A 26,243-nucleotide genomic window follows, 5' to 3' on the forward strand; every position below is an offset into this window, starting at 1 on the left:
ACCGATTTGGCGAATAAAAGACACGTCAATCAGTACGGCGGCGTTGAAGTGCCTCGGCATTGCGTTTCAGTCCCGGCAGCTTTGCACGTTTTATCGCCGAGCGGCGAAAGCGCACGACGTACGCTTCGTGATCCATTTCAAGTATCCGTTCGGGTGCGATCGCGGTTTCGCCGTTCCGCGGTTCGAAACGCACCTCGGCGGCCGGCCGCTCAAAGCGGTTCCAAGGGCAAACGTCCTGGCAGATATCGCAGCCGTAAAGCCAGCCTTCCATGTGATCGGCAATGCCGCTTGGCAGCGTCTCATCACGCAACTCGATGGTCGCGTATGACAGGCATTTGGCGGCATCTACAACATACGGCTCAACGATCGCGCCGGTCGGGCACGCATCGAGACACGCGCGGCAGGTGCCGCAATGATCCTCGACGATCGGCCTGTCGCTCTTTATTTCAAGGTCGGTAACGATCGCGCCTATGAAAACCCACGAGCCGATGGCCCGCGTTATCAAATTCGAGTGCTTTCCTTGCCAGCCGAGCCCCGCACGCACGGCCCACGCTTTGTCCATAAATGCCGAAGTATCCGAACAGATACGTGTATTGACGTCCGGCACGGCCTCGGCGATGCGTGCGGCAAGGAGCCGCAGATTCTCTTTTACGATGTCGTGATAGTCGTCGCCCCACGCATAGCGCGATATCTTGCCGGCCTCGCCCGTATGCCGATACGCGGTGTAGTAGTTGCAGATCAGCGAAATGACAGTTCGGGCTCGTTCGAGGAATTGGCCCGCGTCGATGCGTTTCTCGACATCACGCTCCATCCACGCCATGTCCGCCTGAAAGCCCTTTGCCAGCCACTCCTTAAAATGCCGGCCTTCGCCGTCAAGCCGTTCGGCCGGTGCGAAGCCGGCATCCGCGAAGCCGAGTTCGGCGGCCCATGCCCTGATGGCTGCTGCATCGAGTGTCATAACGTAAAGAAGGGCCGTGACGTAATTCGTCCGGCCCTTGCATGTGGTTGCGGCTGCCGCAAGTCAGAAGCTGAACTTCGCTCCGAACTGGAACTGCCGTGAGTCGTATGCAGCGGTCGAGCGGCTGCGGTAGCGGCCGCCGGAACGCTGGTTGACCGAGTTCACATCCGTAAAGAACGGCGAAGCCGACGCCTCATTGACGCGATTGAAGAGGTTAAAGCCCTCAGCGATCAGGTCGATACGGTAGCGTTCGCCCCATTTGATCGCCCGCGAAATGCGAAGATCGACCGACGCGTACGGATGCGTGAGGCCCATATTTCGGCCGAGCGAGCCTGAGCCGAACACGAGCCTGCCCTGCTGATCGATGTCAAACAGAGAACAAGGAGCACCGATCGGAACAGAACCCGGGCCGCTTGCCGGTATGCTCGGCACACAGAGCGTGCCGTCAGGTTTCACGTCAGGACGGTCTGTCTGTGTCGATTGATCGTTGTTCGAGTCAACATTTGTAATGATATTGAACGGGCGTCCGGACGATATCTCAATGATCGGGGCAATGGTGAAATCAGCAAAGAATTTCTGCACGCCGTTGCCTTTACGCCACGCATCAGGCGACATCAGCACGCCGCTGAAGACGAAACGATGACGCTGGTCAAAGAGCGAATTCGCACGCTCGGCACGGAAATTATTAACATCCTGTGCGATGAGCAGTGTCTGAAGATCCGACGAATCATCGATAGCATGTGACCACGTGTAGGTCGCCAGGAAAGTAAGGTTCCTTGCAAAACGACGCTTAAGCTCGAGGTTTAGGGCGTTGTAGTTCGACGTACCTGTCGAGATCTGCGCGTTAACGGCACCGAAGGGCGAAAGCGTGCCCGGCGTACGCAGGCTGCCCGTAAGCTGTGAATCAAGCACCGCCTTGGTAACCAATCCGCCCGAGAGTGCCTGAGCAAGGAAGTAGTTCGGTGCATTCGGACGGAAGAAGTTGGCGATCGCAGGTGCTACGACACGGCCTGTCGGACACTGAGCGACCATTCCCGGGATCACGACCACGCAGCCGACGCCGGTCGCTGATCCCGGTGCTGTGGTCGCTATCGAGAATGCTACCGCCTGCTGTGTGCTGGTCGGCAATGCTCCGCCGAAGAAGCGCTGGAAGTTCTGTATCTGCAGTGCAGTGTCGGGCGGATTAAAATCGGTCGGGTGCGGCAGGCCCTTAGCATCAACATAGATGTATGTAGCCGTAAGGCTCATATCTTTATTAAGCTGATGCTCGATCGAGAAGTTGGCCTGGCGTGCCCTCGCGTACTTGAAATCCTTTGCCACGGGCAGCGTGAACGGCAGAACGGGGCCGAAGCCCGGGAACGTCTGGTCGTTGAACCGCTGACGGCCGTATTGATACTGTGCCGAAGCCGCAACTCCCGGAGTTACGGGATTGCCATACGCTGCACAAACAGCCGCGCTCGACCCTTGAGCACCGCAAACGGTTCCGTGGAATACAAGAGCCGCATTAAGCAGCGTCGGTGCGGTGCCGCTTACAGGCACCGGGCTGCCGGCGGTCAGCACCATTTGCTGTTGCTGTGCAGCATCAGCGATATCGGAGTTGAACGCCGCCGCAAGCAGCGGGTGATCGTAATAAAGGCCTACCGAGCCGCGAACGACCGTCTTGCCGTTGTCGAACATATCCCACGCAAAACCGAAGCGCGGAGCGAAATTATTCTTATCTACCGGGAAGCCCTGCTGTACGTTCAGCACATCCTGAGCGGCCCGCATATCATCCGCCGTAAGGTTAATGCCCGTAAGCGGATCCTTAAAGCCGACCGGTGCGATGGTCTGCGTGAGTTCGACATCGTAGCGGATGCCGTAGTTTATGGTAAGGTTACGCGCGATCTTCCACGAATCCTGTGCGTAGAAAGCCAGCGGCGTATTCTTGATCTTGCTGTACGGGTCGCCAAAGCCCTGCAGGTAAAGCGAAGGAAGGCCAAGGCCGTAGCTCTGAACCGGCGTAAAGTCCGGCAGGCCCGCGAACGCAGGATTGAGGTTCGATGCGGCAAAGTTGCCGAAATTGAAAAGGCCTGCGAAGTTCAGCTCGAACAGCGCCTTCGGTATGCGGACCGAATTGAGGTCAGCGCCGAATTTGAACGTGTGGTCGCGAGCAATGACGCTGAAGTTATCAACGAACTGCAGGCGATTTTCAGAACGTCTGACCGGCGAGAAGAGCTCGCGGCCGATGAACGCCGTACCGGAAATGTTATATGCGACCGCATCGCCGTTCTGCGAGGCGAAGCTCGTCTTGCGGCGGCCGAACTGGAAACGGAATTCATTCAGCAGGGTCGCGCTCAGGGTAGAGTTTAGCGAAGCACTGAAAGCAAGATCCTTGGTATCGGTTATGCCGGTGCGCGAAAAGTCATTCTGGCCGAGCGATTGGTTTTGCGATTCGACCTGTATGCCGGTCAAGTAGTCAGTATTGTAACCGAAACGAACCGAGAACTGATTGTTCTCGTTGAAGTTATGGTCGCCGCGGACGCTGAAGAAATTTGCGCGCTCCGATATCGGAAACACACGCTGAAGGTCATTCAGCGGCCTGAACGCAACGAACTGCCCCGCTGAATTCGTGGTACCGGACGGAACAGGCGCGCCGGACAAAAGGAAACGCGGGCCGATCACACCTGATGAAATGGGCGAGATCACCGGGCAAACACTTCCGTCATTCGGCGTCGTCAACGGATTCGCACCCGTCAGCGCCGTCTGGCCGCCGCTCGACGCAAAGAAAGCGTATGCGCGGGCCGCACAGATGTTCGCCCCGATGCCCGAAGCGACAAGTGCGTTGATCGCCGCGGCCTGCGCTGACGTCAGATTAGTAAAGGTTCGCGCCACAGGGTTTACGCCTGCGATCACCGGTATCGTAGCCGATGATGTCAAATTGCCGACAACGTCGGTGGTAAAGAAGCCCGACTCGTTACGCGAGCGGCGCTCAAAGGCGGCAAAGAAGAACGTCTTATCCTTCTTGATCGGGCCGCCGAGTGTTGCTCCCCATTGCGTGCGGCGAAAATCAGGCTTGGCAACCGGTGAGAACGCATTGCGTGCCTGTATATTCTTATCACGGAGAAAGCCAAATACGTTGCCTGAAAAGGCATTCGTGCCGCGTTTCGAAACGACATTGACCACGCCGCCGGTCGCGCGTCCGAACTCGGCACTGTATGAATTCGTCAGAACCTGATATTCCTGCACCGCCTCCATTGAGATCGTTGAGCGTGCTGCGTTGATCGAATTATCTGTAAAATCGGCTCCGTCCACGTTCACCTGTGTCGAACGACCGCGTTGGCCGCCGACGTTGATGCCCGATGTCGGGGCAGGGCCGATCGGCCGGCCATTGTCGCGGCCTACGGTCGAGAGGGTAAGTGCAAAGCCGGTCGCACTGCGCTCGTTGATCGGCAAGTTCTCTATCTTCTGCTGATCGATGGTGTTCGAAACGGTCGATTTTGTTGTTTCGACAAGCTCCGTGTCAGCAGCCGTAACATTAACGACCGCGCTTGTTTCGCCGACCTCCAGCTTGATCGTCAGGTTCGCGTTCTGGCCGACGGTGAGAGTAACGCCGGAAATGACACTCTTTTTGAACGTCGCAGCCTCAGCCGATATCTCATATTCGCCCGGAGGCAACGCGATGAACTGATAAGCTCCTTGGCTGTCGGCCGTTGCGGTCTTCACGATACCGGTGCCGACACTGCTGGCGCGGACGGTAGCACCCGCCACGACCGCACCGGTCTGATCGACAACGGTTCCCGAAAGGTCGGCCGCGGCTACCTGCGATTGTGCATTTGCCGACACGGCAAGCAATACTGCAAGCCCAAAACAGAGGCCGAACATCGATGCCGCCGCTAATATCCTGGACGGTAATACTCTCATATCAATTTTTCTCCTTAGTAAGACGCGAATTTCCCTCGATCAACTGCTTTTGGCCTGAGCCTCGATCCGGCTTCTCAGAAAAAGACCCGAACCATAAAAGTTCTCCGAATAGGTAAATGGAACTTTCCGCAAACCTCATTCGGAACACCTATCGACAGTTTTATTTAACGGAAAAGATTTGCTTAAACTCTTGTAACCCAAAATCGGCATTAAGGCAAGCAAAATCACGCCTATTTCGCGCATTTATTTTCTTAGCTTCAACGGCCGCAGGTCATTTTACACCATCGGGCATCGCGTTTGCCCGACGACGCCAAAGCCGTTAGTATCGAGACTGTCCGGCTGACCGAAGATGAAGATCATCCCGTTAAAGATACCGACACCTTTCTATGTTGGCGACGTGAATGTTTATGTTATCCGCGAAGACCCGATAACGCTGATCGATGTCGGCCCCAAAACGCCTGAGGCATTTGCATCACTCAGCGATCAACTCGGCCGCCACGGCCTTGGTTTTAGCGATATTCGCCGCATTATTCTTACACATTCGCATGAGGATCATTGCGGATTGACTAAGCGTGTCCGCGACGCCGCCGGTAATGCTGACGTCTTTATCCACAAGTGGGAAACCGGCCACCTGTCCGGCCGGCTTGCGAGTGACGAGCATCAGAGGCTTTTAATTCGTTGCGGTGTACCGCTGAATGTCTTTGAGGGCCTCCGCTCCATGTACGAAGAGATCAGCCTGCTGTCAGATTCGCTGGCACACAGCGAGATGAACGAACTCACGGACGAAATGGAGATCGAGTTCGACGGCGGCAGCCTCAAGGTGCTGCATACACCGGGACACACACCCGGCTCTTGTTCCTTCATACGTGAGGCCGACCGGACGATCTTCAGCGGCGACTGTGTACTGAAACGCATTACCCCAAACCCTGTCGTCGCCCCCGACCCGCTTGACCCGAACCGCCGCTTCCCGTCACTTTCCGAATATCTTGTAAGCCTTGCGCGGGTGCGTTCATTCGCACCAACGCTGATCTATGGCGGGCATGGCGAAAAGGTCATTGATTTTGAGGAGCTTTTTCACCGATACCTGCGTGCGATCGAGGAGCGGCAGAAGGCAGTCGTCTCGCTCGTAACTGCGGAAGGCATTACGGCTTACGATGTCGCGAAAGTACTGTTCGCTGCCTCATTCGATGCGGACGTTCATCGCTTTCTTGCCATTTCCGAGGCGATCGCACACCTCGACCATGCAGTCTCGCTCGGCAAGATCGGTATCGAGTCCGCCGGCGACGTCGAATACTACACAAAATAGGGCATCTTTTGCCGCAAAAGCCAATTTTTATACTGTCATTTCAGTACCAGATTATCTTTCTATCCGCCATTTGGTTAGAATAAAATTTCGGCCGTTGGCCGTGATAAAGGATAGGTACCATTGATAATGAAATATTTTGCGATATCGTTGGCTCTCTTTCTTAGCGTTTTTGGTGCACAGATCGTTACGGCCCAAGGCTCACTGGCCTTTCCGGGCGAAAAGCACCTGGCGAACATCAAACAGCTCACGTTCGGCGGTGAGAATGCAGAAGCCTATTTTTCTAGTGACGGTAAAGAGCTGATCTTCCAGTCAAAACGCGACGGCCGCCGCTGCGACCAGATATATCGGATGAATATCGACGGCAGCAACGTCCATATGGTCTCCAATGGCGAAGGCCGCACGACCTGCGCCTACTTTTTCAAGAACGGCAAGAAGGTGCTGTACGCATCGACGTTCGAGGGCGGCCGCGAATGCCCGCCCGAGCCTGACTTCAGAAAATACGGCTATGTTTGGCCCGTCTATCCCGAGTTCGACATTTATACCTCAACGCCCGACGGCAAGAACATCAAGAATTTGACCAGATCGCCGGGCTACGATGCCGAAGCGACCGTCAGCCCCGACGGAAAGAAGATCGTCTTTACGACGGACCGCGACGGTGACCTCGAGGTCTATACGATGGACACCAACGGCAAGAATCTGAAGCGGCTTACACACGAGCAGGGCTATGACGGCGGCGCATTCTTCTCGCCCGACAGCAAAATGATCGTTTATCGCGGATCTCATCCGACCGACCCCAAGCTGATCCAACGCGATAAAGATCTGCTGATGCAGCATCTGATCGTGCCGATGGTATTCGAAGTTTGGGTTATGAATGCGGACGGCTCGAACAAGCGGCAGGTGACCAAGCTCGGTCTCGCAAGTTTCGCACCGTTCTTTACGCCGGACGGCAAGAAGATCATTTTCTGTACGAACTACTTCGCAACCGATCCCGGGAAGCGTAACTTCGACCTTGCGATGGTAAATATCGACGGCACCGGACTCGAACGCATCACATTCAATGATACTTTCGACGGTTTCCCGATGTTCTCGCCCGACGGCAAAAAGTTCGTTTTCGCATCGAACCGAAATGCGGCGAAAGCAGGTGACACCAATGTTTTCATCGCCGATTGGGTCAACTGATAAATACCTGATACCTGCGGCCATCGCACCGATCAAGCATGCGTGAGGCCGCAGGACGGTTTTCAAATGCGTAAGTTCGGATATTTAGAGGGTTGCAGGCAATGAAAAAGCATTTTCTAAGTTCGCTTCTTGTTGTAGTTGCATTCGTTTCTGCCGGTTATGCGCAAAAGGCACAGCCTGCCAAGGCCTCGCCTGAAGAGGCGGCGATACGCAGAACGATAAGCTATCTTACCGCCGATAAGCTCGAAGGCCGCCGCACGGGCGAGCCCGGAGCCACCGAGGCGGGAACTTATCTGGCAAAGCAGTTTGCCGCCATAGGTTTGCGGCCCGCGTTTACCGACAAAGGAAAGCGGACATACTTGCAGCCTTTCCCCTACAAAGAGGTTACGGGATACAACGTCGTAGGCGTCCTGCCGGGACGTGATGCAAAGCTCAAGAAAGAAGCCATCGTGATCGGGGCACATTACGACCACCTTGGCCGCGGCGGCGAAGGGAGCCTTGCGGCGAACTCGACCGAGATCCATCATGGCGCCGACGATAACGCCTCAGGCACCGCCGCGATGCTCGAACTCGCACGGCTCTTTGCGAAGGAGAGGTCGAATGCACGAACATTCATCTTTATCGCCTTCAGCGGCGAGGAAGAAGGCCTTTTCGGATCGAAGTATTATGTCAATAACCCTGTAGTGCCGGTCGAGGATACGATAGCAATGATCAACCTCGATATGGTCGGCCGCCTGCACGACGGCAAACTGAACATCGGCGGCATCGGCACCGCAGCCGAATGGAAAGCGCTTGTCGAGAACCTGAACAAAGGTGCGGCAAATAGCGCTGCGCACGATGCGAACTCGCTGCCGTTCACGCTCCAATTGACCGAGGACGGTTTCGGCCCGTCGGATCATTCATCGTTCTACACGAAAAAAATTCCCGTTCTCTTCTTTTTTACAGGCACACACCTCGATTATCATAAGCCCACGGACACCGCCGAAAAGATAAATTACGCGGGTGAGCTCAGCATAATGAACTATATCCGTACGATCGCAAAAGCGATCGATCGCAGCCCGAAGCGGCCGACCTACGAGGTTGCAAAAAGCTCGGGCACAAGCGGCGGACGGTCGGGCTTTAAGGTAACGCTCGGCACGATACCGAGCTACACAGATGCGACCGACGGCCTTGTGATCGACGGTGTGCGTGATGATTCTCCGGCCGCCCATGCCGGTTTGAAGGGCAATGACAAGATCGTAGGGCTTGCCGGCATCGAGGTAAAGACGATCCAAGACTATATGAAGGCGCTCAACGAAATGGAACCGGGCAAGGAATACGAGATCATCGTCCTGCGCGGTGCTGAGCGGCTGACATTCAAGATAACGCCGGAGAAGCGCTGAGCCGACGATGTCCGCACCGTCGCAAACAGCCGATAAGTGTCAATGATAACGATACCGTTCTACAAATTTCACGGCTTTGGCAATGATTATCTTGTTATCGAGCTTGGCTCGGCGCCGACTCAGTTGCCGCTCGGCGAGCTTGCGGTTGCGATGTGCCGCCGCAACACCGGCGTAGGTGCCGACGGCGTCGCGGTTCTGACACCTCTCGAGGGCGACGATGCCGAGTTCAGCTGCGAGATCATCAATCCCGACGGCAGCATCGCCGGATTTTCGGGTAACGGCACGCGCTGCGCGGTCGCATGCCTGTATTACAAAGGTATCTGGAAGGACGCCGATCTGAGGCTCAAGATGCGCAGCGGCATCAAGAATTACCACTTGATCGAGAAGAACGAAGCCGGCGAGTATTGGTTCAATGCCGAGATCGGAAAGCCCGCGTTCGCATCCGACCTCGTGCCGGTGCTGACCGATACGCTGAGGCCTGCGGTCGTTAACGAACCGCTCAAGATCGACGGGCGGCACTACGTCTTTTCGGCGGTGAATGTCGGCAATCCGGTCGTGTGCATCTTTGTTGAGAATTTCGACCTGGATTGGCGCAGCATCGGCCGGCAGGTCGAAACGCACGAACGCTTTCCCGAGCGTGCGAATGTCGTCTTTGTCCGCGTGATCGACCGCGGGAATATCGAGATTCGAATATGGGAGCGGGGCGCGGGTGAAACATCGGCGTCCGGCACCTGTGCGACGGGTTCGGCGGTGCTCAGCTCATTCCTGCTCAAAGCCGAACGCAAGGTGAACGTTCATTCCGAAGGCGGCGTAACTGAGGTCGAGTGGAGGGATGATGACGAGATCATTCTGAAGGGCAAGGCCGAATTCGTCTTTTCCGGCGAGTGGATGATCTGAAGCTCTACCTGCTCTTCAGTGCGGCGTAAGGCCGGGATTCGAGCCTTTCCTGCAGTTCCTTGGGAACATTGCTGAAGAGGTCAAGCCCTGTTCTCTTCTCTATCTCATCTACGGTCGTGATATATTGCTTCCAATCCGCGTCCTCAAGCCCCGCAATATTAGGCATATCAACGGCAATTACCCGTGTCCGCGTATCGAACTGAATTGCGCCGCCGCGGAACACGGCTATCACCTTCCAGCAATTGGTCGGCACCGTAACGCGGTTCTTCAGCCGCTCCTGCTCACCGTAAACGCCGGCGATGGTGTAAAGCGTGTTGCCGCTGCGTGCCAGGCTGCGTGCATAAACCTCGAGCTTGTTCCAAGGGTATTGGTTGAGGCTTGAGGTCTGAGGCACGATATTGGTCATCAAAAAGGTCTCGGCGTTCAGCTCAGGGTCGGCAAATCGGTCCGCGCTCGGCACGATATGCCCGCGGTCGTAGCCGCTGCCCGAATAATCATAATACTGTATCCGCTTTGCACCGTTCGGCAGGCTCGTGTCGGGCTTGAACATCGGCCGTTCGAGCCGCTCGCCGAGATCCGCCTTTGTCGTGAACCAAGCGGCCCAATTCAGCGTTCCGCGGCTGTTGTTATATGAAAGTACATGGCTGCGATGCCGAACAAGCAAGTTGTTCAGGTCAGCAGGATCGGCAGCTGCGTTAGACGGGTCGCCGAAAGGCAGCGGGTCAGGCCGCTGTACGTTGTCGTGCGGCAGTTCGTGTGTCGAATGCTTCGGCGGCGGTTCTGGAACATTCTGCCCGATCTGCGAACAGCCCTGCACGAGAGCCGACACTACCGCCAACATCGCGATCAGTAAGGCTCTGCATACCGTTGTCTTCATTACCGCATTGATTTTAACAGAGTTGCGGCATCGCGCGCTTCGGCACGGTTTGCGTTAAAATAAAGGGATGGCCGCAAAGACACATATACTTGGCCTCTCACGTGACGAACTCGCCGAAAAAGCAGAACAGATGGGCGAGCCGAAATACCGTGCGATGCAGGTCTTCAAAGCTTTGCACCAACGACGCCTGAGCAGTTTTGAAGAGATAACCGATCTGCCGAAAAGATTTAGAGACCGGCTCGATGCGGTCGCTGACGTGTCGCGACTGTCGGTCGAATCGCGTTACGTATCAATTGACGGCACGCGGCGTTACCTGATGAGGACCGATGAGGGATTTCCGGTCGAGACGGTGTTCATCCCGTCGGAAAATCGCGACACCATCTGCTTTTCTTCCCAATCGGGCTGCGCACTAAAGTGCGATTTCTGCCTTACGGCACAGCTTGGGCTCCTCCGCAGCCTCTCGCCGGGCGAGATCGTCGAGCAGATCATCATCGTTCTTAACGACGTTTACGGCGAACAGGCAGAGACGCCGCACGGCACCAACCTCGTCGGCATGGGCGAGGGCGAACCGTTCCATAATTTTGAGAATCTGATCGCCGCACTGCGGATCATGGCCGACAAGGACGGCCTTTTTATCGTGCCAAACCGCGTTACGATCTCGACCGTCGGCATTGTGCCGAAGATCTACGAATTCGCAAAGCTTGAAGATCGTCCGCATCTTGCGATCTCGCTGACAGCCGCACGTGATGAGCTGCGCGATAAGCTGATGCCGATAAATAAACGCTGGAATATCGACGCGCTTATGACCGCCGCAAAAGAATTTGAGGCCAGCCTGCGGCGCGGCGAGCGGTTCACTTTTGAATATGTAATGCTCGGCGGTGTGAATGACAGCGAAGCGGATGCGCGTGACCTTGCCGCTCTGCTCGCACGCTATCAACTGACGCGTGTTAAGGTGAACCTGATACCGCACAACGGTGCGAAAGAGCTTGCCTACAGTGCGTCAACGCCCGAGCGTGTGGCATCATTCAAAAAGACGCTTGAGTCAAACGGCGTCTCGGCGTATGTTCGCCAGCCGCGCGGCCGCGATATATTTGCCGCATGCGGCCAGCTCGCCGCAAAGGCAGAGGGATTTTCGCAAGATAAAGTTTTCTGACCGACAATCGATCCGTATGGAACTTCTTATCCCCGGACTCATCATCGTCGCCCTGATGATCTATGCCTCGACACGCATAAAGCGGTCGGCGGCAAAGGCTTTTGAGGGCGAGACGATCGATGCATCCGAATACAGCATCGATAAACCACAGGGCTTTCTGAACATCGTCGATCCGGGCGATGTACTGCTCGAAGGCTATACAAAGGAATTCGGCACGGGCGACGCTGCGGATGTTCGGCTCGCCAGATACAGGCTCGTTCTGCACGGCGGCGCGGCGGTCGATGAGGTTATAAAGGGGCTTGGACTTACACAAAGCGGCGAGATCGAGGTGATCGGCGAGCGGCGTTACATAACCGCAACCAAAAGAACCACGGCGAAAGGCATCAATGTTACCGAAACGCACAAGCTTGTCGCCGCCGCTGCGGGAGTGTATGACCTGAGGCTTTCCGTTATGGATGATGCGGGCGACGATGTGCGGTCGCGAACGGATGCGATGCTTGAGAGTTTTCGTGTGAAATGAGAGTAATGTTCAACAAGTTGATGATCGCGGCCTCCCTCGCATTTTGCTTTTCGATCGGGGTTGCGGCACAGTCGGTCAGCGGATCGCTGCCCGCAGCAACACGCGGCAAAGCCGTCCGCGCCGCCGTTGTGCTGAATATCCCGAGCGGCCTGCATGTCAACTCAAGCCGCCCGGGCAGCGAATATGCGATAGCGACAAGCATTCGCCCCTCGGCAAGCAGGCTGAAGATCGGTGCTGTTTCTTACCCTCGCGGCCGTAACCGCCGCTTCCCGTTCGCCGATGCACCCGTCAATGTATATCAAGGCCGTGTTGTGTTCCCATTTACGGTAACAGTTCCGGCAAATTATCGCGGCAGATCGATAAGTGTGAATGTTGCAGTAAGATACCAAGCCTGCACGGATGAGGTCTGCTACGCGCCGAAGACGCAGAACATCACGCTCACGGCCCGAGTTAAATAGCCTGTTTTCGACCGATGACCGACAGCAAACGGCCCGTTTTACCGTTCATCTTTTTCTCGATGCGATATGAGAAAAAGAGGTCGGGCCGCTCCATTGTGCAGAACGGTGCAGTGTAGATATTCTCCTCTCTAACGCCCACATTCAAAAGCTGCCTCGCATTCGCAAGGTGAAGATCGACCAACGCGTGGCCTTCACGCGTCGGCGTGAAATAGTCGGCCGCGTCGCTAAAATTCTCGTCGAACTGCTCGATCACATCAGATCCGACCTCATAACTGCGCCCGCATGCGGCCGGGCCGATAGCTGCGATGACATTCGACGGATCGCATCCGTAATTCTCCGACAGCGCATCGAGCGCTTTACTTACGATCGAACGGACGGTACCGCGCCAGCCCGCATGCACCGCCGCGAAAGCCTTTGTCACAGGGTCGCCTATCAGCACCGGCACACAGTCTGCGGTCTTGGCGCCTGCGAGGATTCCGGCGGCGTTCGAGATGACAGCATCGGCATTCACGCCCGAATCACCCGCATCCTCAACGCCGTCAACACGATGGATCGTATCGCCGTGTACTTGCCAAACGAGTGCTAGCCGATATTCGCCGAAGAGCCGCAGGAATCGGCGGCGGTTCTCGTAGATATTTGCGGCATCATCTTCATTAAAGCCGGCAAGGTTCAGATCACCCTCGGGAAAGGCTGACACGCCGCCCACGCGTGTCGAGAAGCCGTTCGCAAAGCCTGCCGTTTCGAGCGCATCGCAGACAAGCACCTTTACGCCGCCGCCTTCTCGCCACGAAAAGCCCGAATCGGTTAAAATCTGTTCTTCTGAGGGTTCTTTGATGATAGTTTCGACAGGCATCGACATTGTAGAAGTTTACCGTATCAGCGAAACGTTGACGAGAACGCCGCGTTTTGCCGAACGTGTCTATACGGCCCGCGAACGCGAATACTGCAAAGAACGCGGCGCCGCATCCGCACAGAGCTATGCTGCACGCTTTGCTGCAAAAGAGGCTTTTCTGAAGGCGCTCGGCACGGGCTGGCGCGGTAAGATCGCGTGGCACGATGTCGAGATCGTCAATAGTGCCGAAGGCAAGCCGTCATTGGCCATCGCCGGAGAAGCAGAAAAGCGGCTCACCGAGATCGGCGGCCGCTTTGTCCATCTTTCGATCTCGCATACGGCCGAATATGCCGTTGCGCAGGTGATCATTGAGGCTTGACCGGCGTCGGCTTTGCCGCGTCGAACGAAATAAAGACGACCGGAGCATCGTGATCTGACACACGTTCCGGCCGCGTCGCATCATTGCTCCAAACCAGCGGAAAGTCTGCATCCACGCGAGCAAAGCCGAATTTCAGCGAATGCTCACGGACCGGCTTATTGACCAGTATATGGTCGAGAGCCTGTGCCGAACCGTCATAAACATACGAATAGCGGTTTTCCTGACTGATAAAATCAACGAGGTCTGCCAGGTTCGTCGTAAATGCCGTTCTTGAAGGCGTAAGTACGTTCTGATCGGATCGTCCTTTGAGTATCCCGATAAGGTCGTTGTAGCCGTCGTTGAACTGGAATGCATTAAGGTCGCCGCAGACAATGATATTCTCGTTCGGGTCGGCCTTTTGCCTATCTTGTATGTAATTTGCGAGCCACTCTGCCTCAAGGCGGCGTTTATTCTGAACTCGCTCGCCGTCCTTCACATCGTCGATGCCGCGATATGATTTGAAGTGGTTGACGATCACCGTAACCGCGAGCGGTTTTGAACTTTCCGGATCGGCCGCTTCGGCACGCAGCATCAGCGGAGGGCGATCGTAGAGCACATCGTTCGGATCATTGGCGTATGAACCGAGCTTCTCTTTTGCACCGAGCTGCTTTGTCTCAACGACCTTGACCTTGCCGGACTTGACCAGAAAGCCGACGTCAATACCGCGAACATCATTGCCTTCTTCGAGATACGCGACGTATTTCGGGTCGGGCTGGCCCGCTGCGACAGCATCAGCATTTACTTGGTCGGCAACCTTTTTCAGCACTTTGATGTTCTCGACCTCGACTATTCCGAGGATATCCGGCATTGCAAGCACATTGCGTATGGCGAGCGACACCTTCTTCAAACGCGCCTGAAAGACGTCTTTCGGCAACACTGTTTCATTCTTAACGTTGCTTGAATTCACCTCGTCATCGAAGAAGTTCTCGATGTTGAAGCTCCCGACCGTTAGCTCGCGCGCTCCGGCAGCCTTTACCGGAAAGAATGTCCGCATATTCTCGGGCTCAGGCCTGCCGGCGGCATCCATTACCAATGTGTAGAATTTCTTTGAGTAATCTATCACGCCCGTAACGCCTTTCATCGTTACACCCGTTGTAAGATCAAGCGGCTTTGCATCGACCTGGCTGAGGCTGTCAATGCGCAGTATCTCGGGGTTCATATCAAATCGCGGCACCGTGTCAGCCAGCTTGTCAACATACGCGGTCAGCACATCTACACCCGGCTCGCGGAACGGCCGCGGCACGCCCTGCAGCGTCGCAAAGAATACGCCGTTCGATGTCGTAATGCCCGTCTTTACATTCGTAAAGCCGCCGGTCGGCCCGACAACGACCAGATCGGCACGCACACGCATCCCTTCAAAGCGTTCCATCTGATCGAGCTTGCCGCGCGGGTCGAGGTCGGCCGTCGTGAGCGTTACCGCAGAAGGCATCGGGTTATCTTTTGACAGCACCTTGACGGTCGGCTGCGTGATCTCGGTAATGCTCAAGAAGATGCGTTCCGTACGCGGACGGAACTCCGCGACCGTGCCCTCGACCTGTACGAGGTCGCGCAGGGCAACCTGCCCGGCGCTCTGTTCGCCATAGACGTAAATTCCCTCGGATGTCTTTGGGTTATCATCCACCTTATCGTCCGGCGTTTGGATATAGAATCCCTTTTTTAAGACGGCGGTCACTACACCTGAAATGCGGACCTTTTCGCGTTCGTGCGGCGAGACGGCCTTGTCGCCCTGCACCTCGGCGATCGTGTAATTGGTTTGTGCAAGGACGGAAAAGGCGCCTGCCAAAATAATGGCGGCGCCCAGAAGTGCGGAATTGAACTTTCTTGAAAATGACATAATTACAACCTATCGCGGCGGCGTTCTATGATCTCCTGCGTATTCTTTGGTATTAGCGAGAAGAAGTCATAACCTGTTAGACGCTCGACCTGGTCAACAGTTACCCGGAAATTTCGCCACGGAGCACTTTGCGAGATCGATTGATTCGACATTATGACACCGAATACGCGGGTTGCACGCGAACTGGCACGGGCAAGGTCGTTCGTACCGTTCGGCAGCACAAGAACGACCTTCCAAGTAGATTCAGGCACAACGATGCGCTTTGCCGGGTCCTGATTCGCCCCGATGGTTCCGATATTGCCGTTCGGCCCCGAGATGATGTAGAGCTCATTGCCCTGTGATGCGAGCGTGCGGCAATAGTTCTCAAGATCGGCCCAAGGCCCCTGATTGTTCGCGGCGAGCTGCGGCACGATGTTGGACATCAGGAATGTTTGGTTATTGATCTCTGACGAGATCGTCCTGTCGCCTGACGGGCACATATGGCCGCGGTCGTAGTTCGAGCCTGAATAATCGTTCGGCTGCACCTGATACCAACCTTGCGGCAGGCTCGTATCCGGTGCAAAATCCCCGCGGCCCGAGCCTCCGATCCAGCTTGTGTCAAGCCTCCACGCAACCCAATTCGGGCCGTTCTTTGTGCGGTTGTACGACATCGTGTAAGCCGTGCGTTGGATCAGATAGTTGTCAAAGTTGTTGACATCTGCGGTCGCTCCGCTCGGGTTGCCGAAGATCAGCGGATCCTCATTCGGTGTGGCTCCGTTGACCGTAATATTTACACTCGCAGGCGCCGTGCGCCCCTCTTGGTCGGCCGCGGTAGCAAAAAGCTGCTTTGTTCCCGGCAGAGTATCACCAGTAACGGTGGCAAGGAATGAGAATTTGTTATCGCCGGCGGTTACGTCACCGTGCGTTCCGTCATCGTAGAACGTCTGTGACCCATCACCGCCGATGGTCGTAAGATCGCCCGTAACCACGATTCCCGTACTTGGCGGAGTGGTCGCCGGCAGAACCGTTACCGTAAGCAGCGTTGTCGCTCCGGGATTGACCGCGGTCGGGTTTGCTGCCATCGCGGCGAACAGCGTTGTACCGCCGCCCGCACAGACGTTGGGAGCGGTCGAGGAGTTTCGGGCCGCGCCGGGCGTCAGCGTGCTGAAATCAGCGGCGTTGTTGTCCGTATCCTGACAACCGCCGAGTGCGCGGGCCTTGCTGTTGCCGTTCCCGGGTGCCGTTGTGGGCGAGCCTTCGGTAAATCCGTTATTCACCGAGCCCCACGCAACCGAGTCAATGATCGCACCTGTATTATTTTCGCCCTGACGGATCGCTACGCCGCCGTTCGCCGCACTCATCGAACACGAGCAGGTCGTCGGGTTGTACGTCTTATCAGGCGTCACACCGCCCGTGTAGGCCGTTGACGCGATCAGCATATATTGCCCGGGCTGTATGATCGTCGAAGTTGACCAGACCGCGAAGGCATTTGCTACATCATTCGTGCCGTTCTGCGAACGATACACGATACGGTAGCCGTTCAGATCGATCGGTGCGTTGCTGTTGTTGTGGATCTCGACGAATTCGTCATTGGCATCCGATGGTCCGCCCATCTGCACCTGGCTGATCACAAGTGAATTCGATGCCAGCGAATTACCGTCATTGCCATCCGCCGATACTTGGAATGCAAGTGCGGCGAATACACCGGCAAGCGTCAGTACGGTCGAAAATAATATGAATTTCCTCATTAACAAATACCTGTGTAAAACTGCTCTTCTTCTGAAGGCACAAATTCTATTTGTACCATATTAAGACGTATTTCTCTAAGTTCTGCTGCCGCCGTACGGCGAAAGCCGTTCGATTTGGTTGTCATTAAGCGGCCCTGTGGCGTATATTCATTATTTGCCTCCGCAATGCGGAGAGGTAGCCTAATTGGTAAGGCAGTAGTCTTGAAAACTACCGCGGGTGACCGCTTGCAGGTTCGAGTCCTGTCCTCTCCGCCATTCTTTCCTCATCAACACGATTTTTTTCTTGCACCCGGCGGTTTTCTGGGGCATAATGAATGAGTATTCATTCATTGGAACGATGGCTAAACCGATCAGCTCAAGATCCGCGGGACGCGGCAGTGTAGCCGACAAGCACGAAGCAATACTGCGTGCGGCGGTGAGTGTCTTTGCACGTAAAGGGTATTTCAACTCAAAGGTCGCCGATATAGCACGCGAAGCCGGCATCGCCGACGGAACCGTCTATCTTTACTTTAAGAGCAAGGACGAGATACTCCACTCGATCTTTGATCGTGCGATGACCGAATTCATTACAAAGGGCAAGCACGAACTGCAGTCGTTGCAGACACCGATCGAGAAGCTTCGAAAGATAGCGGAGATACACCTCGAACGCCTCGGGGCTGACCGTGATCTTGCGATCGTCTTTCAGGTCGAATTGCGCGGCTCGACAAAGCATATGCAGGAGTTCTCAGCTGCCGCCTTCAGCGAATACCTCGATCTGATACGAAAGACGATACAGGAAGGACAAGCGGACGGCAGCTTTCGCGGCGACGTAAAGCCGATCATTGCGGCAAAGATACTCTACGGCGCTCTCGATGAAATGGTTACGAATTGGGTGCTTTCGAACCGCCAATATCAGCTTGCTCCAATGGCAGGCATCGTGATGTCGCTGTTTCTCGACGGGATGATCAACCGATGACGCAGATCACCGAAACTTCCGCACATATCGCACCGCGGCTTACCGAACGCGGCCTGCCGGCGACGATCGCGGACCTCTTTCTGCTTGCGGCGGCTGAACATCCGACGAAAAGGGCGTTGGTGAGCAAAATTGCCGGTGAGTGGCAAAGCATCTCGTCCGCCGAGATGATCGAACGTTGCGAGGAAACCGCGCTCGGGCTGTATTCGCTCGGGCTTCGTAAGGGCGACCGAGCAGCGATACTCGCCCCGAACTCGCCCGCATGGACATTTGCCGACGCGGGCTGCCAATTCGCAGGCATCATTGATGTGCCGATCTACACAACGCTTGCAGCACATTCGGTCGAATATATCTTAAATGACTCAGGCTCACGGCTTATCTTCCTTGCCGACCGCGGATCGTATGAGAACCTCGCAGAAACTCTCAAGGGTCAAGTGACGATCGAGCATATAGTATTGTTTGACAATGACATTACAGGCATTGATCGCGGCATCGCATTCGATGATCTGCTCGGCCGCGGCCGCGAACTCGGGGCACACCGGCCTGAGCTGATCGCAGAGCTGCACGCCGCAGTTTCGCCGGCGGATGTCGCTACGCTGATCTATACGAGCGGCACGACGGGCGAGCCGAAGGGCGTTATGCTGAGCCAGAGCAACATCGTCTCAAATGTGATAGACGCCGCCGAGATGTATGAATTCACGGCCGACGACGTTTGCCTATCGGTGCTGCCGCTGTCACATATCTTTGAGCGGACGGGAATGTATGTCTATATCCATCACGGAATGGCTGTTCATTACGCCGAATCGATAGACAAGGTGCCTGATAACCTTAAGGAGGTTCGGCCGAGCATCTTTATCGGGGTGCCGCGGATCTTTGAAAAGGTCTATGAAAGAGCACGCATCTCGGCCGCAAGGTCAAATCCGATCCGCGAACGAATATTCGACTGGGCAATAGAGCTGGCAAAGGAATATGCGAGATCGACGACATCCGGACGGCCCGTATCGATCGCTCTCGCGGCAAAGCACAATCTGGCAGATAAGATCGTATTTGCAAAGATGCGCGATTTCTTTGGCGGAAATTTGCGTTATTGCATCACGGGCGGAGCCGCTCTCTCGGATGATATCTATCTGATATTCACCGGCGCCGGCATCGCGATAATGCAGGGCTACGGCCTCACGGAGACCTCGCCGGTCGTCTCATCGAACAACCCGAAATTCTCGCGGCTCGGCACTGTCGGGCGCCCGATCGCCAATGTCAGCGTCCGCATCGCTGCGGACGGCGAGATCGAGGTAAAAGGCCCGGGCGTGATGATCGGTTACTATCACAAAGAAGAAGCGACAAAAGCGGTATTCACCGAGGACGGATGGCTGCGTACCGGCGACATCGGCGAGCTGGATGCGGACGGCTATTTGAAGATCACCGACCGAAAGAAAGAGCTTTTCAAGACATCGGGCGGCAAATACATCGCGCCTTCACCGATCGAGCAGATGATCAAGGCGTCGCGTTTTGTCAGCCAGGTCGTACTGATCGGCAATGAGCGGAAGTTCCCGGCCGCCATCATCGTGCCAAACTTCGAAATGCTTGCATCATATTCAGAACTTAAAGGCCTTGATCTGCACACGCCGGAGGAGCTTTGCGCAAGCGAAAAGGTAAACGACCTGATGATGCGTCAGGTCGAGAAATACACTTCCGAGCTTTCACAGTTCGAGAAGGTCAAGAAGATAATTCTGCTGGATAAGGAGCTAACCGTTGACGGCGGCGAACTGACCCCGACCCTCAAGGTCAAGCGCCGCGTAATCGACGAAAAATACCGCACACTGATAGATACTCTGTATCAGGACTGATCAATAAAGAACGCGGTAGCCGATACTGCTGGTGGCGCTGGAAATCGCAGTCTTGCCGAGACCGAGTGCGAATTTCAGGATCGTCTGCGCGATATTGTCCTTTGCACGGTTCACCTCGACGATGTCGTACGGTTCAAGCATCGGATCCTTTTGAACGCCTTTCTTGATGTCATCATAGTTGGCTATTATGAGTTCGCGGTCGGTCGAATTAGGCTTTAGCCTTGAAATTCTGATCTCTTTGGTCTTTGCCTCGGCACGCACGCCGCCAACCTTTGCGATGCCCTCGGTAAGCGACATACCGCCTTCTTTCAAGTAAACTCCCTGCGGCGCGACAACTTCCCCGGTGATATAGACCGGCGATGCCTTTGGAATTATGACCACATCGCCGGGATATACTTTCGGGTTCGAATCGTCCGTACCTGTTTGGATACTCCGCAGGCTGTACACACGCGAGGGCACATCGGTAGGATCATTCGAGCTAACCGTCCACATTGCATCCGGATCATCGACGCAAACCGGCTTCCGTGTCCTGAAGACTTGAACAGTTCCGCCGGCGTCATCGGTTATGCCGCCCGAGAATGAGATCAGCTCGACAAGTGTCGTATCGCGCCGCAATTCAACCTGTGCGGGCGTACGCACCTCGCCATAGACGGTTGCGGGCGGGCGGCTCTTTCGTTCCGTTACGCGTATGTTCGCCTGCGGATTTCGAAGGTATTTGCTAAGCAGCGTGAGCACTTCCTTACGCACATCAGCTTCGGTGCGGCAGGAAGCCGATATAGGGGCGTCAGAGAACGGCACGAAAAATTTACCGTCCTCATCGACCGTCGATATGAAGTTGAATTGTTCTTCGCCAAGTACTTTGCCTTCGATCACATCGCCCGAAGCGATCATATAGCCGCGGTCGTCGGCCGCCTTCGGCACTGAGGAAGGTTGCGCGGCGGCAATGCCCGCAAGCGTTATTACAAAAAAGAATGTAAGGAGTCGGAACGTCATAACATACCTCCGGAACATCGATGCTTAGTATAACCCAAAAAACCGCCGATCCGGCGCTTTTTTATGTATCTGTGATGAACATTTGGCGTGAAATGTTGATTGACAGTTGAGAAATATTGCGGTTACTTTCAAAATAAGCACTTTGATGGACGACAGTACGCTATTTGGCGATCGATATTGGTTTCTGCGGCGGCCATTGCAATTTGTCGGCGACGTTGCCGTTCTGTGCGCGGCATTCTTTATAGCGTATCTGCCGGCGGTCAATATCCAACTCGGCGAATTTTATATCGATACGGCTCTTAAGCAGCTTCCGTTCGTCGTGCTCGTACAGCTCTCAGCGATGTTCCTCGTCGGGGCATATTCGCTGATCTGGCGTTATGTCAGCATCGAGGATATCCGCGTCTTTATTAAGGCCGCTGTCATATCGCTTTCCGTCCTGCTTATTTTCAGATTCCTTATTATTTTTACGCGATCTGATACCTGGCAGGTGCCGGTATCGGTGATATTGATCGACACGATGATGGCGTTCGGCGGGCTGTTGGGCCTACGCATCCTGCGCCGCTTTTTCTACGAGCTGAACGAAAAGAATCGTGTTCCGGCCGGACGAAAGCGCATTAAGAACATCCCGACGCTTATTGTCGGTGCCGGCCGAATGGGTTCGACGCTTGTAAAAGAGGTACACGGCCGAGGCGATTCCGAGCTTGAGATACGCGGCTTTGTCGATGACGACCAGCGAAAGGTCGGCGGCAGCGTCAACAGGATAAAGGTGCTCGGCACAACCGCACGCCTCGAAAAGCTCGTCCACGAACTCGACATAAAACAGGTCGTCATCGCGATCGACCAGGCTAATGGTAAAGACATACGCCGGATAATGGATATCTGTGCGGCGATACCCGTAAAGGCACGCATCATTCCCGGCCTTGATGAGATCGCACAAGGCAGCGTAAACGTAAGCCGCATCCGCGATGTCGAGATCGAGGACCTCCTCGGCCGCGACCCTGTCGAACTTGACGGCAACAACCTGAACGATCTGCTCGCAGAAAAGGTCGTCCTCGTAACAGGTGCGGGCGGCTCGATAGGTTCAGAACTTATTCGCCAGATCGCGCCGTTTCATCCGAAACTTCTGCTGCTTGTTGAGCGTGCGGAATTCTTGCTATTCAATATCGAACGCGAGCTTGCCGCTTCCGGCCGTGATGGCGGCTACATCCCATTGATCGCCGATATTGCAGACGAAGCGCGTATGCGCTCGATCTTTGAGCAGTACCGTCCGCAGGTCGTCTTTCACGCAGCCGCACATAAACACGTTCCGCTGATGGAGCAAAACGCGGCCGAGGCCGTTAAGAACAACATCTTCGCGACGAAGCTCGTCGGCCGTCTCGCGGGCGAGTTCGGTGCGGATGATTTTGTTATGATCTCGACCGACAAGGCCGTCAACCCGACCTCGATAATGGGCGCCTCGAAACGCGTCGCCGAGATCGTCATACAGGAACTCAACCAAACCTATCGGACAAAGTATGTCGCCGTCCGCTTTGGCAACGTGCTCGGCTCGGCAGGCTCGGTCGTGCCGATCTTTAAGGAGCAGATACGTAAGGGCGGCCCGATCACGGTAACGCACCGTGATATGACGCGTTACTTTATGACGATCCCCGAGGCTTCGCAGCTTGTGCTGCAGGCGGCGGCTCTCGGCAACGGCGGCGAGATATTCATCCTCGATATGGGACGCCCAGTAAAGATACTCGACCTTGCTGAGGATATGATACGTCTTTCGGGGCTGACGCCGTACGAGGATATCGATATAGAATTTTCGGGCATTCGCGGCGGTGAAAAGCTCTTTGAGGAGCTTGAGATCACGGGCGAAGACCTCTTGAAGACACGCCATCCGAAGATATTCATCGGCCGCATACGAACATTTTCGCCCGAGGAAGTCGCGGCTATTCTCACACGGCTCAGTTCAGCAGTAGATGCCAATAACGAAGCTCAGATACGCCTTGCATTTGCCGAGTCGCTCCCCGAAGCGAACATTACGCTCACGACGATCGCCGAACAGGATGCGAAGCGCAAGATCGAGGCGGCAGGGCACTGACACCCGGCGCAATGCAAGCTGCAGCGCGGCGGCGTATCATAGGAATATGTCAAAGCAGCGTATTTCGAAGAAAGCAGCCCTTTTCACCGAATCGGTGATTCGCGAAATGTCGCGCGAGGCTGCAAAATATCAAGCGGTCAACCTCGGCCAAGGCTTTCCTGATTGGCCCGCTCCGGCCGACATTAAACAAAAGGCACAGGAGGCGATAGCCGCCGATCATAATCAGTATGCCGTAACGTGGGGCGTCAAGGAGTTTCGCGATGCGATCGCGGCAAAGACGATGTGGTATCTCGGCCTCGACCTCGACCCCGATGCCGAGATCACGGTAACCTGCGGATCGACCGAAGGAATGATCGCAACAATGATGGCTACGGTCGATCCGGGCGAAGAGGTCGTGGTCTTCGAACCTTTTTACGAGAATTACGCGCCCGACGCGATCCTGTCCGATGCCGTGCCGCGTCACGTGCCGCTCTACCGCACCGAGAACGGCTTTGTTTTTGACCGCGAACAGCTTCGGGCGGCGTTCAATGATAGGACACGGGCGATCATCATCTGCAATCCGAACAACCCGACCGGCAAGGTCTTTACACGCAGCGAAATGGAGTTCATCGCCGACCTTTGCAAAGAGTTTGACGCGCTTTGCTTCACCGATGAGATCTACGAGCACATCATCTATTCCGGAGACGCTGACGACGATCCGTCCGAACATATCTGCATGGCAAATATCCCGGGCATGCGCGAACGCACAGTGGTCGTCAATTCGCTCTCAAAGACGTATTCCGTAACAGGCTGGCGTGTCGGTTACTGCATCGCGCCGCCGGATATCACTTCGGCGATCCGCAAGGTGCACGATTTCTTGACCGTCGGGGCGGCGAATCCGCTCCAGCACGCCGGTGCATACGCGATGGCGCTGCCGCCGGGCTACTACACCGACCTGCAGCTCGAATATCGCCGAAAGCGCGACTTCCTTGTGCCGGTGCTGCGTGATGCCGGCTTCAAATGCGATCATCCCGCGGGTGCGTATTATGTGATGGCTGACATTTCGAACTTCGGATACGCGAATGATGTTGAATTCACGCGGCATCTGATACGCGACATCGGTGTCGCGGTGGTTCCGGGCTCATCGTTCTATCACGACGCGTCGCTCGGCTCGCAAATGGTACGTTTTTGTTTCTGTAAAAAAGATGAGACGCTCGAAGCCGCGGCCGAAAGGCTCGCAAAGCTGAAGTAACAACGCAGGCCGCTTCCTATTCTTTCCGCTTCAGCTGCCGGTCTTTGTCATCGCCGCTTTTGCTATCTCGTTGGCCTGGTTGCTCTTATCGCGCGCCTTTTCCATCGCGACACGATAGTTATCGTTCCGAAGCTTGAACTCTTCCTTGACCTTTTCTTTCATCACGGCATTCTTCGGGTCGTAATTGTCGCGGAGTACGCGGGCCGCAAGCCTGTATTGCTCGAAGGCATCCATTTCAAGCTGGAGCGACTCTTCCTTGAGCCGCAAATACGCGGCGTAATCGCTGTTGATCTTCATCGACTCCGCACGCTGTATCTTATCAACCGCACTTTGGCACAAGGCGGCGCCGTCGTTTATCAGATATACAACATCGTCGGCGATCTGCTTGGCTTTCAGAGAGTCATTCTTCTCCATCGCGTCCTTTAATTCCTGCCGCTTTCCCTCGTTCTGTTCGTAAAGGACCTTGATCTTTTTTAGATCTTGGTTGGCATCTGCAACGATCTTGCCTGCCTCGGCCGTCTCGTCCGTTTCAAAGAACGTTCCGCCGCGCTCGCCCGCCTTGCACGCCCCCGCGATAAGGGCCGCACACAGCAGGAATAATTTGAGCGTACGCATCATAGGAACTTTAGGTTCGGGTTGCTCTTTCGCCGCCATATAAAGCCGTCAAGCACATAATGCGTCGCCTGCGGCAGTGCCAAGAGCGGCACGAGCAGCATCCGCAGCGTCTGTGTCCAATCCCAATCGCCGCCAAAAAGATACTGCTTCTCATGCCAGACGCCGCGATGCCAGAATAATTCTTCGATATACGCAAGTGCCCAAATAGTTGCCAGAAAGAAGACCCAATTCGATGACAAGGCTTTATAGAATGGGCCTGTTTCGCTGCGTCGGAACTGAGAATAGGCCCAAATTAGCGCGATATACGGTACGCCGTGAATGATGACATTTGTTACCGTGAACGCGTAATCCGAATTGAGTGCGACGATGCCGACGTACCAGCAAACGGCCGTCGTCGCTACGATGATATCCTTGCCGATGTTAAGAAAGCCTTTGGCAAAATAGAGATAGATCGACTTGATAAAGTAAGCCGACAATGCGGCAATGTAGATCGGAAAAAGAACAGTTTCGGCCGCGGCCGGCAATGCCACAAAGTCATTCTGGACAAACCACTCGAAGCTGCGCGGCAGCCGCGTCATCCAATAAACAATGGGATAGACGCTTGCCAGATAGATCGCCGCCGCGTCGATCCACCAGGTCAGGCGATCTATCTCGCCGAGTTTGTGCCGATAAAGATTTACCCATCCGTACTGCTGCCTTACAAAATGATAGACCGCGACCGCGGCAAGTACCTTCCAAAAGACGAGTTCGCCTTCGGAGTAAAGCGCCACGCCGAGTACATAACAGATCACCGGAACGAGGGTATAAAGCCAAATTCGGCGTTTTACCTCGGCGATATCGAAATAGACGCGGAACGACGTTGACCAGACGTGTGCAACATCGATAAAGAGCACGGCCGCGATCCACGTCCATTCGGGCGAATCGCTTTCCAGAAGCCCCAGACGCCAGCCGACGGCAAGCAGCACCAGCGACGCTGCCGCACTTCCCAAAAAGACCGTAAGATCGACACCTTTTGAAAAAAGCCAATAGTTCGGTTTTGTAAGAGCTGCGTCCATGTAGAATTCCTCAGCAGATCTCAACGCCT

21 protein-coding genes and 1 tRNA gene are annotated in these 26,243 nt (G+C 55.3%); 13 read left to right on the forward strand and 9 right to left on the reverse strand.

All coding sequences use genetic code 11. The features are described 5' to 3' along the window. Positions 1-25: 25 nt before the first annotated feature. Both queG and HS105_00100 read right to left on the reverse strand, forming a co-directional pair. Entirely contained in the window at positions 26-958 is a 933-nt protein-coding gene (gene queG / locus HS105_00095; GenBank protein ID MBE7515004.1) for a tRNA epoxyqueuosine(34) reductase QueG, read from the reverse strand. A 63-nt stretch (positions 959-1,021) separates the two neighbouring features. After that, positions 1,022-4,858: a TonB-dependent receptor gene (locus tag HS105_00100; protein ID MBE7515005.1), complete on the reverse strand. Its 3,837-nt coding sequence runs from the start codon at positions 4,856-4,858 to the stop codon at positions 1,022-1,024. 349 nt (positions 4,859-5,207) lie between these two features. Between HS105_00100 and HS105_00105 the strand changes: the two genes are divergently transcribed. The 4 genes from HS105_00105 (at position 5,208) to dapF (ending at position 9,622) form a co-directional block, all read left to right on the forward strand. Continuing rightward, entirely contained in the window at positions 5,208-6,164 is a 957-nt protein-coding gene (locus HS105_00105; GenBank protein ID MBE7515006.1) for an MBL fold metallo-hydrolase, read from the forward strand. Between the two features lie 126 nt (positions 6,165-6,290). Further along, complete coding sequence (locus HS105_00110; protein ID MBE7515007.1) at positions 6,291-7,343, forward strand: PD40 domain-containing protein; 1,053 nt, start codon at positions 6,291-6,293, stop codon at positions 7,341-7,343. A gap of 101 nt (positions 7,344-7,444) precedes the next feature. Then, positions 7,445-8,725 carry a M28 family peptidase gene (locus HS105_00115; GenBank protein MBE7515008.1) on the forward strand — a complete coding sequence of 427 codons (1,281 nt, stop codon included), beginning with the start codon at positions 7,445-7,447 and terminating at the stop codon, positions 8,723-8,725. A gap of 36 nt (positions 8,726-8,761) precedes the next feature. Then, entirely contained in the window at positions 8,762-9,622 is an 861-nt protein-coding gene (gene dapF, locus HS105_00120) for a diaminopimelate epimerase (GenBank protein MBE7515009.1), read from the forward strand. Between the two features lie 4 nt (positions 9,623-9,626). Here the strand turns inward: dapF and HS105_00125 are convergent, their stop codons facing one another. Continuing rightward, positions 9,627-10,499, reverse strand: coding sequence for a DNA/RNA non-specific endonuclease (locus tag HS105_00125; protein ID MBE7515010.1), 873 nt, complete (start codon positions 10,497-10,499; stop codon positions 9,627-9,629). A 67-nt stretch (positions 10,500-10,566) separates the two neighbouring features. On the opposite strand from HS105_00125, the gene rlmN reads away from it, so the two are divergent. The 3 genes from rlmN to HS105_00140 are packed head-to-tail and all read left to right on the forward strand — an operon-like array spanning position 10,567 to position 12,630. Then, complete coding sequence (rlmN, locus tag HS105_00130) at positions 10,567-11,652, forward strand: 23S rRNA (adenine(2503)-C(2))-methyltransferase RlmN (GenBank protein ID MBE7515011.1); 1,086 nt, start codon at positions 10,567-10,569, stop codon at positions 11,650-11,652. Between the two features lie 16 nt (positions 11,653-11,668). Continuing rightward, positions 11,669-12,172, forward strand: a complete 504-nt coding sequence (locus HS105_00135; GenBank protein ID MBE7515012.1) for a hypothetical protein — start codon at positions 11,669-11,671, stop codon at positions 12,170-12,172. Continuing rightward, the gene (locus HS105_00140) at positions 12,169-12,630 is read left to right on the forward strand and encodes a hypothetical protein (protein MBE7515013.1); all 462 of its coding nucleotides are present in this window, start codon (positions 12,169-12,171) and stop codon (positions 12,628-12,630) included. The genes HS105_00135 and HS105_00140 overlap by 4 nt, the downstream gene beginning before the upstream one ends. On the opposite strand, the gene pgeF is transcribed toward HS105_00140, so the two are convergent. After that, complete coding sequence (pgeF, locus tag HS105_00145) at positions 12,623-13,489, reverse strand: peptidoglycan editing factor PgeF (GenBank protein MBE7515014.1); 867 nt, start codon at positions 13,487-13,489, stop codon at positions 12,623-12,625. The genes HS105_00140 and pgeF overlap by 8 nt on opposite strands. Here pgeF and HS105_00150 point away from each other — a divergent pair. After that, on the forward strand, positions 13,464-13,841 hold the full coding sequence (locus HS105_00150; GenBank protein MBE7515015.1) for a holo-ACP synthase: 378 nt from the start codon (positions 13,464-13,466) through the stop codon (positions 13,839-13,841). The two genes, pgeF and HS105_00150, sit on opposite strands and share 26 nt — an antisense overlap. On the opposite strand, the gene HS105_00155 is transcribed toward HS105_00150, so the two are convergent. Together HS105_00155 and HS105_00160 are read right to left on the reverse strand one after the other, a co-directional pair. Next, positions 13,828-15,714, reverse strand: a complete 1,887-nt coding sequence (locus HS105_00155; protein MBE7515016.1) for a hypothetical protein — start codon at positions 15,712-15,714, stop codon at positions 13,828-13,830. The genes HS105_00150 and HS105_00155 overlap by 14 nt on opposite strands. Positions 15,715-15,716: 2 nt before the next feature. Continuing rightward, positions 15,717-17,441 carry a DNA/RNA non-specific endonuclease gene (locus HS105_00160; protein MBE7515017.1) on the reverse strand — a complete coding sequence of 575 codons (1,725 nt, stop codon included), beginning with the start codon at positions 17,439-17,441 and terminating at the stop codon, positions 15,717-15,719. 169 nt (positions 17,442-17,610) lie between these two features. On the opposite strand from HS105_00160, the gene HS105_00165 reads away from it, so the two are divergent. From HS105_00165 to HS105_00175, 3 genes are all read left to right on the forward strand, one after another. Beyond that, positions 17,611-17,696: transfer RNA gene (locus HS105_00165), tRNA-Ser, on the forward strand. An 82-nt stretch (positions 17,697-17,778) separates the two neighbouring features. Beyond that, a complete protein-coding gene (locus tag HS105_00170) occupies positions 17,779-18,396 on the forward strand; it encodes a TetR/AcrR family transcriptional regulator (protein MBE7515018.1) in 618 nt (205 codons plus the stop codon). After that, positions 18,393-20,237 carry a long-chain fatty acid--CoA ligase gene (locus tag HS105_00175; GenBank protein MBE7515019.1) on the forward strand — a complete coding sequence of 615 codons (1,845 nt, stop codon included), beginning with the start codon at positions 18,393-18,395 and terminating at the stop codon, positions 20,235-20,237. The genes HS105_00170 and HS105_00175 overlap by 4 nt, the downstream gene beginning before the upstream one ends. On the opposite strand, the gene HS105_00180 is transcribed toward HS105_00175, so the two are convergent. Then, entirely contained in the window at positions 20,238-21,230 is a 993-nt protein-coding gene (locus tag HS105_00180) for an SLBB domain-containing protein (GenBank protein ID MBE7515020.1), read from the reverse strand. It abuts the gene before it with no gap. Between the two features lie 145 nt (positions 21,231-21,375). Here HS105_00180 and HS105_00185 point away from each other — a divergent pair, with 145 nt between their 5' ends. Further along, positions 21,376-23,313, forward strand: a complete 1,938-nt coding sequence (locus HS105_00185; protein MBE7515021.1) for a polysaccharide biosynthesis protein — start codon at positions 21,376-21,378, stop codon at positions 23,311-23,313. 46 nt (positions 23,314-23,359) lie between these two features. After that, positions 23,360-24,544 (forward strand): aminotransferase class I/II-fold pyridoxal phosphate-dependent enzyme, encoded by a 1,185-nt coding sequence (locus HS105_00190; GenBank protein MBE7515022.1) that lies wholly within the window; start codon positions 23,360-23,362, stop codon positions 24,542-24,544. Positions 24,545-24,574: 30 nt separating this feature from the next. Here the strand turns inward: HS105_00190 and HS105_00195 are convergent, their stop codons facing one another. Further along, positions 24,575-25,162: a hypothetical protein gene (locus HS105_00195; GenBank protein MBE7515023.1), complete on the reverse strand. Its 588-nt coding sequence runs from the start codon at positions 25,160-25,162 to the stop codon at positions 24,575-24,577. Then, positions 25,159-26,214 (reverse strand): hypothetical protein, encoded by a 1,056-nt coding sequence (locus HS105_00200; GenBank protein MBE7515024.1) that lies wholly within the window; start codon positions 26,212-26,214, stop codon positions 25,159-25,161. Before HS105_00200 ends, HS105_00195 begins: the two co-directional genes overlap by 4 nt. Positions 26,215-26,243: the final 29 nt, after the last annotated feature.

The sequence above is a fragment of the Chloracidobacterium sp. genome (genome assembly GCA_015075585.1).
GTDB lineage: Bacteria > Acidobacteriota > Blastocatellia > Pyrinomonadales > Pyrinomonadaceae > OLB17.